The sequence below is a fragment of the Trabulsiella odontotermitis genome (assembly GCF_001297775.1).
Classification (GTDB): domain Bacteria; phylum Pseudomonadota; class Gammaproteobacteria; order Enterobacterales; family Enterobacteriaceae; genus Trabulsiella; species Trabulsiella odontotermitis.
This window is the reverse complement of record NZ_LIFX01000009.1, coordinates 1-16,015: the sequence shown is the minus strand read 5'-3', so window position 1 is coordinate 16,015 and position 16,015 is coordinate 1. Positions and strand designations below refer to the sequence as shown.

Sequence of the window (16,015 nt, the reverse complement as noted above, 5' to 3'; positions counted from 1 at the left end):
CCGGTCATGCTCAGAACGCGCGCCCGAGCGCTCGCACATTCACGGACGTTAACCCCGGCGCGGTCTGCTCGTGCAGGCGGAAACGGCGCGTGCGTGACTGCAGATCCACCACCTGCTGTTTAAGCACATCTGACGAACCGGCAAGCTCATCCACCACCGCGACATTGCTGTTAGTGACCTTTTCCAGTTCGGTCAGGGCCTGCGCAATTTGCGCGATCCCCCTTTCCTGCTGCAGAGTTGAGACCGAGATTTGCTCCATCAGGCCGTTCAGCAGACCGGCACCGGCAACGATCTCCTGCATGTTCTTTTCCGCTTCACCCACGATGTCCGCTCCCTGGGTGACGTTTTCACTGGTGACGCTGATCAACGCTTTAATATTCTTCGCGGCTTCAGCGCTGCGGTGCGCCAGGCTGCGGACTTCCCCCGCCACCACGGCAAAACCTTTTCCATGTTCGCCCGCCCGCGCCGCTTCCACTGCGGCATTCAGCGCCAGAATGTTTGTCTGGAAGGCGATACCATCAATCAGGGTGATGATTTCGGTCATCTGGCGGGCGCAGTCGGTAATAGAGGCCATATTGTTAGCCACATCGCCCATCAGCGACCCGCCTTTGCGTGCGCGCAGGGTGGCGTCGCTGGCACGTTCGCTGGCGAGACGGGTATTTTCCGCGTTATTACGGGTGCTGGCAGCCATTTCCTCCATGCTGGCTGCCGTTTGCATCAGGGTCGCAGACTGCTGTTCCGTCATCACCGACAACGCCGCGCTGCGGCTGGCGAGTTGTTCGGAGAGGGTCATCGCCGTTTGTGATGAAGCGCGAATCTCAGTGACCAGCGAAGCAATACTCCCGGACAGATTATTGATACCGGGAATCAGTCGCCCGGCACAGTTATTCCCGAATTCAGGAATGACGATCGATAAATTGCCCGCGGTGACTTCATCAATACTTTTTTTCACGGTGTTGATCGGCGTCACCAGATATTGCGTCATATAACGCCACAACAGCAAAAGCGTGCATAACCAGATACCGTTTAATACCAGTAATAGTGTGAGCTGCGTTGGAAAAATAAGCGAAATGGCGGTACTCAAAATAAAGACTGCACATAAAAACAGCAATATAACGGTTCTGACACTGGTATTTCTTAACATACAGCGCTCGCAGAGAACATCAGAAGGTTATTTGTTTATAGCAGCGCGTTTATTGTTTTCCAGAAGGAATCAGCGCAAACACTATTTTCCCCATCAAAATGCGGTGATTTTACTTTAGGCAACTTTAGCTGCGAGAATATATTTTGTTGAAGAAATAACCGTCATCTTTTATTTTTATTGCAGTGAAATTAAGCGGCGTTTAAATAAACGATAACATGATCGTCGATTAAGTCACGGCTCGCGGTCCTGGCAAAACTTTCTCGCGCCATGTCTTTTTACTGCTAGATTGATTGAATAATAATATCAATGTGGATGGTACGATGCTGCCTGTCTCGTGGGACCCTGTTCTGATCGGCATTTCGTGTCTGGTGGCTTTTTTCGCCGCCTTTATTGCCCTCGACAGCGCGGGCAAAATTGCCGTGTCCGGCAAACACTCCGCACTGTTCTGGCGAATAACCGGCGGCGCGACGTTAGGGATGGGGATCTGGTCGATGCATTTCATCGGCATGCTGGCGATGAAAATGCCAGTGACGATGTCTTACGACATCAGCCTCACCCTTGTGTCGTTGCTGGCAGCGATAGCCGCCTCCATGCTCTCCATCACTATCGCGGTGAATGGCGTGATTTTAACGCGCAAAAATCTGCTGCTGGCGACGCTCACCCTCAGCAGCGGTATCGTGGCGATGCATTACGTCGGCATGTCGGCGCTGCGGGTGGAGAATGGCATTCGCTGGAGCCCGCTGCTGGTCGCCGCGTCTATCGTCATCGCCGTGACCGCCTCCGGCGTCGGGTTGTGGCTGGCCTTCAGCCTGCGCCTGAACAGCCGGGGCGCGCTGGTAAACCGCATGGCCGCCGCTATCGTCATGGGGCTGGCGATTGCCGCCATGCATTATACCGGCATGAGTGCCGCCACGTTCAGCCTGCATGCGCATGCTTCCGACGGTGGCGTCAGCGAGCTGGGCTTGTCTGTCTGGGTTTCGGCGACCACGCTTGCGCTCCTCGGCGTGATGCTGGTGATTTCAATACTCGATTCCCAGCGACGCACCAGTCGCCTGACGGAGCATTTGCAGCGCTTCAATCAGCAACTGGCGCAACAGGGGCATTATGACGGGCTGACCGGGCTTGCCAACCGCACGCAAATCGATCTGAACATCGAGCGCTGCATCGAAAATGCCCTGCCCAACCGGCAGCACTTTGCGTTGCTTTTTATGGATCTCGACCGTTTCCGGCTGGTGAACGATGCCTGGGGCACGCATGTCGGCAATCATCTGTTGCTGTCCGTCGCCAACCGCATCAGCAGTTGTCTGAGTGCAAACATGACGCTGGCCCGGCTCAGCGGCGACGAGTTCATTTTACTGGCGCCGGACACCGATGCCCACGATGCCGCCGATCTCGCCACCCGGATTGCGGAGCGGCTCAAATGCCCGTTTTACGAGTCCGGGCAAATCATTCAGGTATCGCTCAGCATGGGGATCAGCCTGTTTCCGGATCACGGCGTCACGCTGCATGACCTGAAATTGCGGGCAGATACCGCGATGTACAACATCAAACAGCAGGGGCGAAACGGCTGGGCGATTTATCACGACAGCATGATGCAAAAAGCCTGGGAAGGTGCGCGGTTTTTGCAGGATCTGACTCAGGCGCTGGCGCTCAATCAGTTTGAGCTGTGGTATCAACCAAAATTTGACGCACAACAGCTGACGCTCTGCGGTTTCGAAGCCCTGCTGCGCTGGCGTCATCCGGTGAAAGGCGTGCTGCTTCCTGGGCGGTTTCTGGATCTGCTGGAAAAATCCGGGCAGATGGTGCCCGTCGGTCGCTGGGTGATCGACGAAGCCTGTCGCCAGCTTCGGTTGTGGAGCGATGAAGGGCATGGCGACTGGTCGCTGTCGGTTAACCTTTCCGCCGCGCAGTTCGGGCAGGAAGATATCTACGAGCAGGTGAGTAACGCCCTCACACGTTATGGCGTTTCCCCTGTCCGGCTGACGCTGGAACTGACCGAAAGCACGGCTCTGTGCAACCCTGAACGCAGCATTGCGATCCTCAACGATTTCGCCCGTCTCGGGGTGACTGTCTCGATTGACAACTTCGGTACCGGTTATTCTAATCTGCTGGCACTGAAAAACCTGCCAGCCCGCGAATTAAAAATCGATAAGCGTGTGGTGAAGGAGTTACGTGAAAACGGCAAGAACATCAAAATTGTCTCCGCCATTATTGATATCGCCCTTACCATGAATATGAACGTGGTGGCGGAAGGGATTGAAACGCTGGAGCAGAAGCAATTATTAACGCAGATGGGGTGCGGACAACTTCAGGGATACCTGCCTGGTCGCCCGGTTCCGGCGCAGGAGATCCCCGCGTTGCTGGAGAATTCGCCGTTCCGCCGGGCATAACGCGCGGAACGGCGCCGGAAAACCCCTCTTCAGGGAAAGTCAGCTAACAGCTGGCTGGCAATATTCCAGATACCCAAAGCGAAAACGCCGAGCATTGAATAGACAAAAAGAATTTTCGCCAGATTGCTCGAATTGACGTAAAACCGCCCACCGGTTCTCACGCGCTCCCACTCATTTTTAAGCACTGAGGCGCACAAGTTTAAAAACTGTTCCTGAGTGTCTTTTAATAAAAACGTCGAGAAGTTATTGCATTGCGTGTGTTTATCCAGGAACTCTAATAGCGACTTTTCTTCCGGACTGGGCGACAACGAATTAATGCGCAGTTTTACCTGATAAATGACTTTATAGATATCATAAATATCATCATCATTCAGCACGTTCGCGCAACCGGCCATGACCGGGCCGTCAACGCGTGCTGCTGAGGATGTTCTGGCCGTCTTTTCAGACAGGTACGCTAATTTCGAGCTTAACTCGCACAGCGAAGCGCGCAGCTCGTTAATCCATGCCTGGCGAAACTCTGCAATTTTTATTTCTTTTGTAATCATCAAACCAACAATAGCGGCAAATGCCGCTAAGCATGCCGCTAAAAATACTACCCAGACTTCCGTCACTTCAGTTACCCCTGCGTTGTCGACACTACCGGATCGATCTGTTATCGACACAGGCGGGCAAAACCTTACTGTTAAAGTGGGGTCGTCATGAAAAAAATCTGGCGCTGTTCACACTTTTGGTCTACGCGTCTAGTGTTTCACGATGTACATCGTGCGCGAGTACGCCACATCCTCCGGGTTATTAATGGGATAGCCTTTCACCCACGGCTTGATCAGACGCGCGTTGGTGTACTGATAGATAGGCGCAATCGGCGCTTTTTCGGCGAGGATTTTTTCCGCCGCGTTGTAATCCGCATTGCGCGCCTCGTCTGACGTCTCCAGCGATGCCTGATTCAGCACTTTGTCATAGGCCGGATCGTTGAAGCGTGAAATATTGCCGCTATGGGTTGAGGTGAGCAACGACAGGAACGTAGAAGGCTCGTTATAGTCCGCCACCCACGAGGCGCGGATCACATCGAAATTGCCGGTGTTGCGGCTGTCGATATAGGTCTTCCACTCCTGGTTTTGCAGCTTCACATCCACGCCGAGATTTTTCTTCCACATCGACGCCACCGCAATCGCCACTTTCTGGTGGATCTCCTGCGTGTTGTAGAGCAGCGTCAGGGTGAGCGGGCGCGTCGGGCCATATCCCGCCGCCTGCAGCAGGGTTTTCGCCTGCGCGTTCAACTCGGCCTGGCTCATCTCTTCAAACGGCGACGGCAGCGGTTTGAATCCCGCCGTGGCATCCGGCGTAAAGCGCCAGGCCGGTTTCTCACCAGAGCCTAACACTTTCTCGGCCATGATCCGCCGGTCGATGGTCAGACTGAGCGCAAGGCGCACGCGGGCATCAGCCGTTGGCCCTTTTTGCGTGTTAAAGGCGTAGTAATAGGTACCGAGTTGCGGCGGGGTGTACACCTGTCCCGGCAGATCTTTAAGCAGTTTCTGGTACAGATTTTTCGGAAAAGATTCAGTGATATCGATGTCCCCTGCCTGATAACGTTTGGTGGCGGCAGATTCCTGGTTGATCGGCACAAACGTCACTTGTTTGAGCACCGTTTTCGCGTTATCCCAGTACTGCGTATTCGGCACCAGCTCCAGTTTTTCGTTAACCACCCGATCTTTCAGCACGTACGCGCCATTACCCACCAGCTTGCCTGGCCGCGTCCAGTTTTTATCGCCATCAACAGCGGCTTTCTGCACCGGGTAAAACGCAAAGCTGGCGGTCAGTTTCGCAAACCACGGCAGCGGCTTATCGAGCTGAACGCGCAGGGTATGCGGATTGATTGCCGTCACGCCCAGTTTCTCCGGCGTCGCTTTGCCATCAATGATATTTTGCGCATTGTTGATGCCCGCCAGAGCGGCAAACCAGGCAAACGGCGAGGTGGTTTTAGGGTCAACCAGCCGCTGCCAGCTGTAGACAAAATCCTGGGCGGTCACTGGCGTACCATCCGACCATTTTGCGTCATTACGCAGTGTGAATGTCCAGACACGGTTATCATTGGTTTGCCACTTCGTGGCGACGCCGGGGATGATATTGCCCTTTTCGTCCTGATTCACCAGGCCTTCATACAGGTCGCGAATCACCTGAATCTCAGGCAAACCCACGGCTTTTGCGGGATCTAATGTTGCGGGTTCATCTTTGATGTGACGAACCAGCGACTGTTTCTCAGCCAGAACCGTTCCTGACGGAACTTCCGCCGCCATCGCCAGCGACGACAGCGTACTGAGCCACAGTGCACAACATGTCAGTGAGACAGGATGCTTCATACGATCCCCTTTATTAAAATGATAACCATCCGGTAAACCCGGTAATTATTTGTTTCAGCAATATGAATTGCAAACCTCCTGTGCGAGAAAATTGACACAGACGGCTTTTTAAACGATACGGAAACTCGTTGATCCGCGACCGATTTTGCACAACACTGCCTGTAACGCCACCACTTATCCGGGAACGCTATGTCTGTCACTCGCCCTCGCGCCCTTCGCGGCGCCTTTCCGCCTGGCACACAACATTACGGTCGCTCGCTGCTTGGCGCACCGTTGATCTGGTTTCCCGCGCCGCTGGCCGATCATGCCAGTGGGCTGATTATTGCGGGCACGCACGGCGACGAAAACGCCTCCATCGTCACCCTTTCCTGCGCAATGCGTACCCTGGCGCCGGATCTGCGTCGTCATCACGTGGTGCTGACGGTCAACCCGGACGGTTGTCAGTTAGGGTTGCGCGCGAACGCCAACGGGGTCGATTTGAACCGTAATTTCCCGGCGGCAAACTGGAAGGCGGGCGAAACGGTCTATCGCTGGAACAGCGCGGCGGAGAGCCGTGATGTCGTGCTGTTAACCGGCGATAAGCCAGGCTCAGAGCCGGAGACGCAGGCGCTGTGCAAGCTTATCCATCAGATCCACCCGGCCTGGGTGGTGTCGTTTCACGATCCGCTGGCCTGCATTGAAGATCCGCAGCGCAGCGAGCTGGGTGAATGGTTGTCGCAGGCGTTTTCACTGCCGCTGGTCACCAGCGTCGGCTATGAAACCCCTGGCTCCTTTGGTAGCTGGTGTGCGGATATTGGTTTGCCGTGCATTACCGCCGAGTTCCCGCCCGTCTCAAACGATGAGGCGAGCGAAAAATATCTGGCGGCGATGACCGACCTGCTTCACTGGCACGCTCAGAGATGAAGCAGCCCGGTGGTAAAGCGTAACGCCGGTTCAACGTCAACGGCGAGCCAGGTCGGGCCGTCAAGATCGGCAAATCTGACCTGCGGGATCAGCGGCAGCAATGCCGCGATGGCGCGAGACGTACAGAGCATACAACCCGCCATAATGGCAAACCCCTGCGCCTGCGCGTCTTCTGCCAGCGCCAGCGCCTCCGTTAAGCCGCCAGTTTTATCGAGCTTGATGTTAATCATCTCATAGCGCCCTTTCAGCGCGGCCAGGCTGTCACGCGTATGGCAGCTCTCGTCGGCGCAGATGGGCAGCGGGTGGATAAAATTCGCCAGCGCGGCATCTTCGCTGGCGGGCAGCGGCTGCTCCAGCATCGCCACCCCTAAATCCGCCAGTAACTGGCAGCGCGCCGCGAGACCGTCACTGTTCCAGGATTCGTTAGCATCGACAATCAGGGTCGCTTCCGGCACTGCGGTGCGGATGGCGACGATACGCTCGCTGATGAGATGATCATCGAGCTTCACTTTCAGCAGACGGGCGCCCTTCTGCCAGAGAATTTTCGCGCAGCTGGCCATCGCTTCAGGCTCGCCAATGACCACGGTTTGCGCGGTAGTGATGGTGTCGTTCTGCGTGACGCCCGTTAATTGTGACAACGTCACATTCTTTTGACGTGCTTCCAGATTCCACAGCGCGCTGTCGACGGCGTTTCTGGCGGCGCCCGCCGGTAAGAGTTGTTGAACCTCAGCGCGTGTCGCGCCTTTTTCAAGCTGTTCGGTAATGGTGATAATCTGCGCCATCACCGAGGCAATACTCTCGCCGTAACGCGGATAAGGCGTGCATTCCCCGACGCCTTTGACGCCGTCCTCTTCCACCTCAACCACCACCACTTTCGCCTCGCTGCGGCTACCACGGGCAATCACGAACGGGGTATGCAGCGGCCAGGATTCTTCAAACACGCGCAGACTTCTCATTCCATCTCCTTTTAGATTGATACGAAATTCAATTGCTGTGTTAACTGCGGTTGGAATACACTAGCTGCGACGTTAATTATATGTAAACAGGAAGATAAACATGTCACAAACCGTGCATTTCCAGGGCAATCCCGTTTCCGTTGATGGCGCTATTCCGCAGCCAGGAACAAAGGTACAACCCTTCACGCTGGTCGCTAAAGATCTCTCCGACGTCACGCTGAGTCAGTTTGCGGGCAAACGCAAAGTACTGAACATTTTCCCGAGCATCGATACCGGCGTTTGTGCGGCATCCGTGCGTAAGTTTAACCAACTGGCGGGCGAGCTGGAGAACACCGTGGTTCTGTGCATCTCCGCCGACCTGCCGTTCGCCCAGTCCCGCTTCTGCGGCGCAGAAGGCCTGAGCAACGTGGTCACGCTCTCCACGCTGCGTGCGCCAGCATTCCTGCAACAGTACGGCGTTGCCGTGGCGGCTGGTCCGCTGAAAGGCCTCGCCGCTCGTGCGGTGATCGTGATTGATGAAAACGACAACGTGATCCACAGCGAACTGGTTAACGAAATCACCACTGAGCCGGATTACACCGCGGCACTCGACGCGCTGAAAAACTGATTTGCCATAAAACGAACAAAGCCTCCATCACGGAGGCTTTTTTTATTCTTCGCCCTTCTTCTGGCTCAGACCATACTCGCGCAGTTTGTTGGCGATCGCGGTATGAGAAACGCCGAGACGCTTCGCCAGTTTTCGCGTACTGGGGAAACTGCGATACAGCTGCGTCAGCACCGAACGTTCAAAACGGCGGGTAATGTCGTCCAGCGACCCTTCCATTGCATCTTCGCCGACAGCCACCGTTGAGGCGTCATAGTCCGGCAGCAGGATGTCCTGCGGGCGCAGTTCATAACCTTCCAGCTGCGTCAGCGCGCGATACACCGCGTTCTTCAACTGGCGAACATTACCCGGCCAGCCGTAGCGCGTCAGCACGTTATTGAGATCCGCAGACAACTTCGGCCGGGCGATCCCCTGTTCGTCGGCAAAGCGCGCCACGAACAGTTCGGTTAACGGCATGATGTCCTGCGGACGATCCCGCAGCGGCGGAATGTTCAGCGTCAGCACATTGAGACGATAATAGAGATCTTCACGGAAAGCGCCTTTCTGCACCAGCTCCACCAGGTTTTTCTGCGTCGCGCAAATCACCCTGACGTCAACGTGCACTTCATGATCTTCCCCGACGCGACGGAAAGTGCCGTCATTGAGGAAGCGCAGCAGTTTGGCCTGCATGCGCGGCGACATTTCGCCGATTTCATCAAGCAGCACAGAACCGCCGTTCGCCTGTTCAAAGAAGCCCTTTTTCCCTTCCGGCGCGTGGCCAAACAGCTCGCTTTCAACGGCATCTTCGGGGATCGAAGCGCAGTTCAGCGCCAGATAGGGTTTTGCCGCGCGCGGGCTGGCAAGATGACAGGCATGGGCCAGCAGATCTTTGCCGGTACCCGTGTCGCCGGTAATCAATAAAGGTGCAGTGAGCATAGCCAGCTTACGGGCCTGCTCCACCACATGGCGCATTTTCGGGCTCGCCGCCACGATCTGGCTGAAAGCGCTGGTATCCTGACTGGTCATGGTCTGCAACTGGCGCCCCATGCGCACCGTGGAGCGCAGCATCGCCACCGCCCCCGTCAGCACCCGCTCGGCGTTTTCACCCTCGAGGTAAACCGGGGTGATTTCCAGCAGGAAGTTTTGCCCGTTGACCACCACATGTTCGGCGTGAGATTCCACGGTGGTGGCTTCCAGCCAGCGCTGAAAATTAAAGCCGGGGATCAGTTGCCCGGCGCTCTGATTGCGCAGGCGCTCCGGGGACTGCCCGAACAACTGGCAACTCGCCGGGTTCGCCAGCTCGACTTTACTTTTGGTATCCAGCGACAGCACCGGCTCCGGCATCGCCTCAAGCAATGCGCTGAGCGCCAGGTGTTCGCGTTCAGAAGGCATCCACGGCACCGTACGTACGTCGGTGACACCCGCGATGCGGCGGATTTCCGCCATCAGACTACTGAACGTGGTAAATTCCAGTTCAGCAAAATTGAGATAGATTCGGCCAATGGGGTCGATGTCGATACCGCGTAAATCAATACCGCGTAGCACCAGCAGGTCGAGTAACTCACGAGTCAGACCCAGCCGATCCTGACAAAAAACTTCAAGACGCATGGAAACGTTCACCCTTATAAGCCAATGACTCAGGGATAATAGGACAGTTCTCAACTGGCGGGAAGATGGCTGTCAACAAATATTGACAGTATGGACAAAAAACCGACGTTCTGTGGCAATGCCCACCAGTTAAGCAACTGACTGGCTGTTTTTCTCCAGGCTTTACTGTATTTTGCGGCCTTTCCTTTGCCTGCCTCCAGTTTTGGATCGGCATACTCTGCTTTTTCTCTTGCCTTAACTCCCACCGGCTTACTACCGCTTAAAACAAACTTTCTTGCCTGTGACACAGATCACATTCATCCACCCGGGCTCATGCAAACATCGCAGCGACGTAACGCATTGTTTTATATGTTTATTTTATAATTTCTCGTTATTCATCACGCTCATAAATAAGACAGGGACAAACACATGCCACAGCAGGGATTGCGCTTCACTCTCGAAGTGGATGGCCAGGAGCCGGATACTTTCGCTGTCATCAGCTTCGGCTTAAAACAGGACTATTCACTTCCGTTTGTCCTTGATGTCGACGTCGCCAGTGATTCCTTCAGGCAGACCGCAGAAACATTACTCGAAAAAAACGCCACCCTTACGGTCTGGCAGGGGCAGCAGGTGCTGCGCCATATCAGCGGTGTCATCGCCACCTTCGGCACAAAAGAGAATAATGGCTGGCAGATGCTGTACCGCTTCGTCATTCGCCCTCCCCTCTGGCGCTGCAGCCTGCGGCAGAATTTCCGCATATTCCAGCAACAGGATATCCTGGCTGTCTCCGACATCCTCCTCAGGGAAAACGGTGTCACTGACTGGACTGACGGGTTTAACGATGACCATCCGCCCCGTGAATTCTGTGTACAGTACGGTGAATCAGACCTCGCGTTCCTGACCCGTCTCTGGGCTGAGGAAGGTATCTTCTTTTTTGACAAATCTGCCCCGGATACACCGGAACAAAAACTGACGCTGTGCGATAACGTCGCCGGACTCAGATGCCTGACTGACCCCGTCGCCTTTAACCCGAACACCACAACGGACGTTTCAACAGAATGCATCAGCGTGTTCCGCTATGAAGCCACCGTCAGTCCCTCTTCTGTGCAGAGCCAGGACTACACCTTCAAGGTTCCCGACTGGCCGGGTATTTATGACCATGAAGCCGACAACCTGAACGGCCAGCGGGCACAGTACGAGATTTTTGATTATCCCGGCCGCTTCAAGGATGAGCAGCACGGAGAGAATTTCACCCGTTACAGAATGGAAGGCTGGCGCAGCGGTGCCGAAACGGCCACCGGTGTCAGTAATTCACCCGGACTGTGGCCGGGAACCCGCTTCACCCTTTCCGGACATCCGTCTGTCAGTCTCAACCGGGAATGGCAGGTGGTGAGCAGTTCCCTGACAGGCATACAACCTCAGGCTCAACACGGAAATCAGGGCGCCGGAACCTCACTCACCAACCATTTCACTGTCATCCCCGCAGAACGCACCTGGCGTGCCAGACCCCATCCAAAACCGAAAGTGGATGGTCCGCAGAGTGCGGTGGTCACCGGGCCGGCAGGGGAAGAGATTTTCTGTGACGAGCACGGACGGATACGGGTGAAATTCCTGTGGGACCGTTATCACGGCGGCACGGAAGACAGTTCCTGCTGGATCCGTGTCTCCCAGGCCTGGGCCGGGGCCGGTTTTGGCAACCTGGCCATTCCCCGCGTGGGTCAGGAGGTCATTGTGGATTTTCTCAATGGTGACCCTGACCAGCCCATCATTATGGGCCGCACCTACCATGAAGATAACCGCTCTCCCGGAGACCTGCCGGGCACAAAAACGAAGATGACCATTCGTTCCAAAACCTATAAAGGGGATGGGTTTAATGAGCTGAGTTTTGAGGACGCCACCGGCCAGGAGCAGGTTTATATCCATGCGCAGAAGAATATGGATACCGAAGTGCTGAATGACCGCACCACCGATGTGAAAGTGAACCATACCGAAACCATTGGCGGCAACCAGGTTATTACCGTGCAGCAGAACCAGGTGCAGACGGTGGTGCAGAACCAGAAAGAGACCGTGGGGCAGAACCAGAGTATTACTGTCGGCCTGAACCAGGCAGAAACGGTGGGGGTGGTCCGTGCACTGACGGTGGGTGTGGCGTACCAGACCACGGTAGGCGGTGTGATGAATACCTCGGTGGCGCTGACACAGTCCTCTCAAGTGGGGATACAGAAGTCGTTGCTGGTCGGTAAGGGTTATAACGTCAGCGTCGGGGAGAATGTCACCTTTACGGTGGGTAAAAGCAAAACCGAGAGTACCGGGAAGGTGGCCGTCTATTCCGCCGGGGAACATCTGGAGTTGCGTTGCGGGCAGGCCCGGCTGGTGCTGACGCAGGACGGCAAAATATTTCTTAACGGTACTGCGATTAACCTCCAGGGTATGCAGACCATCAGCGGCGACGCTCTGATGATCAACTGGAACTGCGGTATTGCAGAAGACCCACCGAAAGCGCCGCAAGAAAACGGCAGTTCGTCGCCGGATATGCGGCAGTACTGAGCCCGCGACAGTACAAAACGATAAATAAAAAATAAGCATTACATTCAGCAAAACAGAAGGACTGGAACATGATCGGAAAACCGGCAGCACGTCAGGGTGACGGCACCATGACAGGTGGCCCAATAATCCAGGGCTCGGCGGGGGTGATGATTGGCGCACCGACCGGCGTGGCCTGTTCGGTCTGTCCGGGCGGCATGACCTCCGGCAACCCGGTCAATCCGCTGCTGGGCGCAAAGGTACTGCCCGGCGAAACCGATATTGCCCTGCCCGGCCCGCTGCCGTTTGTACTCTCGCGTACCTACAGCAGCTACCAGACCAGAACACCTGCCCCGGTGGGTGTGTTCGGCCCCGGCTGGAAGGCGCCCTTTGATATTTGCCTGCAGATACATGATGCGGAACTGATACTCAACGACAATGGCGGGCGCAGTATTCATTTTCATCCGTTGTTTCCGGGGGAAACGGCCTTCAGCCACAGCGAGTCCTTCTGGCTGGCGCGGGGTGGCGTCCCGGCACTGCACGACAGTAACCCGCTGAGCACACTCTGGCAGACACTGCCGCAGGATATTCGCATCAGCCCGCATATTTATCTTGCAACCAACAGCCTTCAGGGTCCCTGGTGGATCCTGGGCTGGTCTGAGCGCATTGCCGGGCCGGAGGAAGCGCTGCCCGCCCCGTTGCCGCCGTACCGGGTGCTGACCGGTCTGGCGGACAGTTTCGGGCGGACAATGACTTTCCAGCGCGCCGCATCCGGCGCATTCTCCGGAAACATTACCGCCGTGACAGACGGTGCAGGCCGCCATTTCCGGCTGGTGCTGACCGCCTGTCAGGACGCGCCCCCCGCCACGGGTTATGGCGCAGACAGTGGCGTTCGCCTCGCCGAAGTGTGGCTGTCCCGCGACCCGGAATACCCGGATAACCTGCCCGCCGTTCCCCTGGTGCGTTATGAATATTCATCCCGGGGTGAACTGGCGAGGGTGTATGACCGCAGCGGTACTTCAGTTCACGACCTGACCTATGACATGCAGTATCCGGGACGGATGGTGGCACACCGCTATGCGGGCAGGCCGGAAACCAGCTACCGGTATGACGTTGCCGGGCGCGTGACGGCGCAGCATAATCCGGAAGGCTTAAGTTATTCCTATGTTTATGAACACAATCGCGTCACTGTCACCGACAGTCTGGGCCGCCGGGAGGTACTGCACACCGACGGCGACGGCGGGATGAAACGGGTGGTGAAAAAGGAGCATGCCGACGGCAGCATCACCCGCAACGACACTGACATCGCCGGCAGACTGCTGGCGCAGACGGATGCGGCGGGCCGGAAAACCGAATACCGGCACAGCCCCGCCTCAGGTCAACTGACGGCGCTCGTCACACCGGATGGCAGGCTGACGGAGTTTTGCTATAACGCCCGGCGCCAGCTGACCAGCACGGTCCACCCTGACGGGCTGCAGAGCCGGCAGGAATATGATGACCACGGCAGACTGACGGCTGAAACCCTGCGCAACGGCAGTACGACCCGTTATTTTTATGATAATCCGCGCAGCGAATATCCTTCTTCCACCGAAGATGCCACCGGCAGCCGGAAGCATATGACCTGGAGTCGCTACGGTCAGTTACTCACCTTTACCGACTGCTCCGGTTATGAAACCCGCTATGAATACGACCGCTTCGGGCAACTGACGGCAGTGCACCGGGAAGAAGGTGTCAGTCAGTTCCTTACGTATGACAGCCGGGGCCGTCTGACCTGTGTAAAAGATGCACAGGAACGCGAAACTCACTATGAATACAACGTGTCTGGCGATCTGACAGCGACCACACTCCCTGACGGTAGTCGCCGCGAAAACACGCATGACGCCCGGGGCCACATCCTCAGCAGCACACAGGACGGGCTGACGCGGCGGATGCAATACGACGCTGCAGGCCGGGTCACGCAGCTCACGAATGAAAACAACAGCCACACAACGTTCACTTATGATGTACTGGACAGGCTGACGCAGGAAACCGGTTTTGACGGCAGGACGCAGCGTTACGGCTACAGCGCCACCGGGCTGCTCATCCGCAGTGAAGATGACAGCCTCATTACCTGCTGGCACTATGACGCAGCAGACCGACTGACGCACCGCACGGTGAATGATGAACCGGCGGAGCAGTGGCGTTACAGTGAGCGCGGCTGGCTGGCTGAAATCAGCCACGTCAGTGACGGGCACCGCGTCACTGTGCAGTACGGGCACGACGACCAGGGCCGTACTGTCCACGAACGCCAGAGGGTGCATCACCCGGACACGGGTGAACTGGTGTGGCAGCATGACACCCGGTACGATTACAACGACAGCGCACTACTGAACCGCATCACACCGGATAACCTGCCCCCGCTGGAATGGCTGACGTATGGCAGCGGTTATCTGGCTGGCATGAAACTTGGTGATGAACCACTTCTCGACTTTACCCGTGACCGCCTGCACCGCGAGACGCAACGCAGCTTTGGTAATTACGAACTGACCACGGCATACACGCCGGGCGGCATGTTACAGAGCCACCACCTGAACATTCCCCGGCTTAACCGTGACTACATCTGGAGCGCTGACGGGCATCTTGTCCGCATCAGCGGGCTGAATGAACAGCGTGATTATCAGTACGGTCCCGCCGGTCGGCTGCGCAGTACGCATATTAAATCAGCGCATCATGACCTGACGCAGTGGACCCTGACCGACCCGGCGGGCAACCGGATAGCGGAGCGGGATGAATACCCGATGCTGCCGGATAACTTCCGGAATAACCGTACCGGTCAGGATGTGGATAATGTCTACCATTACGATGAACACGGCAGACTCACTGAAAAGGGTGAGCGTCGCCCCCGTCCGCGTGGCAGCCTTTCTCATCATTATGGCTATGATAACCAGCACCGGCTGACGCATTACCGTCAGTTGCAGCACGGCAGTCTGCTGACGGAAAGCCGGTATATCTATGACCCGACGGGCCGCCGCACGGGTAAGCGGATATGGGAATGTACGGTCTGTGACGATGGTTCGTGTACAAAGCCGGAACTGAAGGAAACCGTATGGTACGGCTGGGATGGCGACCGGCTGACCACCATGCAGACAGACACCGTCCGTATCCAGACGGTGTATCTGCCGGGCAGTTTTACACCATTAATCCGCATTGAAACCGCAACCGGAGAGCTGACGAAAGCCCGCCGCCGCACGCTGGCGGAAAAACACCAGCAGGAGGCGGGAATGGTGTTTGTACCGGAACTGGTGGCAATGCTGGATAATCTGGAGCGGGAACTGAAGGCGAACCAGGTCAGCGGGCAAAGCCGGCAATGGCTGACGCAGTGCGGGCTGACGCCGGAGCAGATGAAAAACCAGATAGAGCCAGAGTACAGTCCGCAACGGAAAATCCACCTGTATCACTGCGACCACCGAGGCCTGCCGCTGGCGCTGATTAACGCTAACGGGGAGATAGTCTGGAGCGCAGAATTTGATGAGTGGGGGAATATGTTGCGTGAGGATAACCCCGGCAATCTGCAACAACTTATCCGGTTGCCG

General features: G+C 56.4%; 11 protein-coding genes. 5 read left to right on the top strand and 6 right to left on the bottom strand.

Annotated elements, in window-relative coordinates; genetic code table 11:
• Positions 1-10: 10 nt before the first annotated feature.
• Positions 11-691, bottom strand: a complete 681-nt coding sequence (locus AOY23_RS23210) for a methyl-accepting chemotaxis protein (RefSeq protein ID WP_407830028.1) — start codon at positions 689-691, stop codon at positions 11-13.
• A 773-nt stretch (positions 692-1,464) separates the two neighbouring features.
• Here AOY23_RS23210 and AOY23_RS12930 point away from each other — a divergent pair.
• On the top strand, positions 1,465-3,534 hold the full coding sequence (locus AOY23_RS12930; RefSeq protein WP_054180022.1) for a putative bifunctional diguanylate cyclase/phosphodiesterase: 2,070 nt from the start codon (positions 1,465-1,467) through the stop codon (positions 3,532-3,534).
• Between the two features lie 29 nt (positions 3,535-3,563).
• On the opposite strand, the gene AOY23_RS12925 is transcribed toward AOY23_RS12930, so the two are convergent.
• Both AOY23_RS12925 and AOY23_RS12920 read right to left on the bottom strand, forming a co-directional pair.
• Positions 3,564-4,145, bottom strand: a complete 582-nt coding sequence (locus tag AOY23_RS12925) for a hypothetical protein (RefSeq protein ID WP_054180021.1) — start codon at positions 4,143-4,145, stop codon at positions 3,564-3,566.
• 129 nt (positions 4,146-4,274) lie between these two features.
• The gene (locus AOY23_RS12920; RefSeq protein ID WP_054180020.1) at positions 4,275-5,891 is read right to left on the bottom strand and encodes a peptide ABC transporter substrate-binding protein; all 1,617 of its coding nucleotides are present in this window, start codon (positions 5,889-5,891) and stop codon (positions 4,275-4,277) included.
• Positions 5,892-6,080: 189 nt separating this feature from the next.
• Between AOY23_RS12920 and mpaA the strand changes: the two genes are divergently transcribed.
• Positions 6,081-6,794, top strand: coding sequence for a murein tripeptide amidase MpaA (gene mpaA / locus AOY23_RS12915; RefSeq protein WP_054180019.1), 714 nt, complete (start codon positions 6,081-6,083; stop codon positions 6,792-6,794).
• On the opposite strand, the gene ycjG is transcribed toward mpaA, so the two are convergent.
• Entirely contained in the window at positions 6,785-7,750 is a 966-nt protein-coding gene (gene ycjG, locus AOY23_RS12910; protein WP_054180018.1) for an L-Ala-D/L-Glu epimerase, read from the bottom strand. The two genes, mpaA and ycjG, sit on opposite strands and share 10 nt — an antisense overlap.
• A 100-nt stretch (positions 7,751-7,850) precedes the next feature.
• Between ycjG and tpx the strand changes: the two genes are divergently transcribed.
• On the top strand, positions 7,851-8,357 hold the full coding sequence (gene tpx / locus AOY23_RS12905) for a thiol peroxidase (RefSeq protein WP_054180017.1): 507 nt from the start codon (positions 7,851-7,853) through the stop codon (positions 8,355-8,357).
• Between the two features lie 42 nt (positions 8,358-8,399).
• On the opposite strand, the gene tyrR is transcribed toward tpx, so the two are convergent.
• A complete protein-coding gene (gene tyrR, locus AOY23_RS12900; RefSeq protein WP_054180016.1) occupies positions 8,400-9,941 on the bottom strand; it encodes a transcriptional regulator TyrR in 1,542 nt (513 codons plus the stop codon).
• A gap of 50 nt (positions 9,942-9,991) precedes the next feature.
• Positions 9,992-10,228 (bottom strand): hypothetical protein, encoded by a 237-nt coding sequence (locus tag AOY23_RS22595; RefSeq protein WP_152958545.1) that lies wholly within the window; start codon positions 10,226-10,228, stop codon positions 9,992-9,994.
• Positions 10,229-10,349: 121 nt separating this feature from the next.
• On the opposite strand from AOY23_RS22595, the gene AOY23_RS12895 reads away from it, so the two are divergent.
• Complete coding sequence (locus AOY23_RS12895) at positions 10,350-12,467, top strand: type VI secretion system Vgr family protein (RefSeq protein WP_054181222.1); 2,118 nt, start codon at positions 10,350-10,352, stop codon at positions 12,465-12,467.
• Positions 12,468-12,535: 68 nt separating this feature from the next.
• Positions 12,536-16,015: DUF6531 domain-containing protein (locus AOY23_RS12890; RefSeq protein ID WP_054181314.1), on the top strand; the 3,480-nt coding region annotated here is incomplete at its 3' end.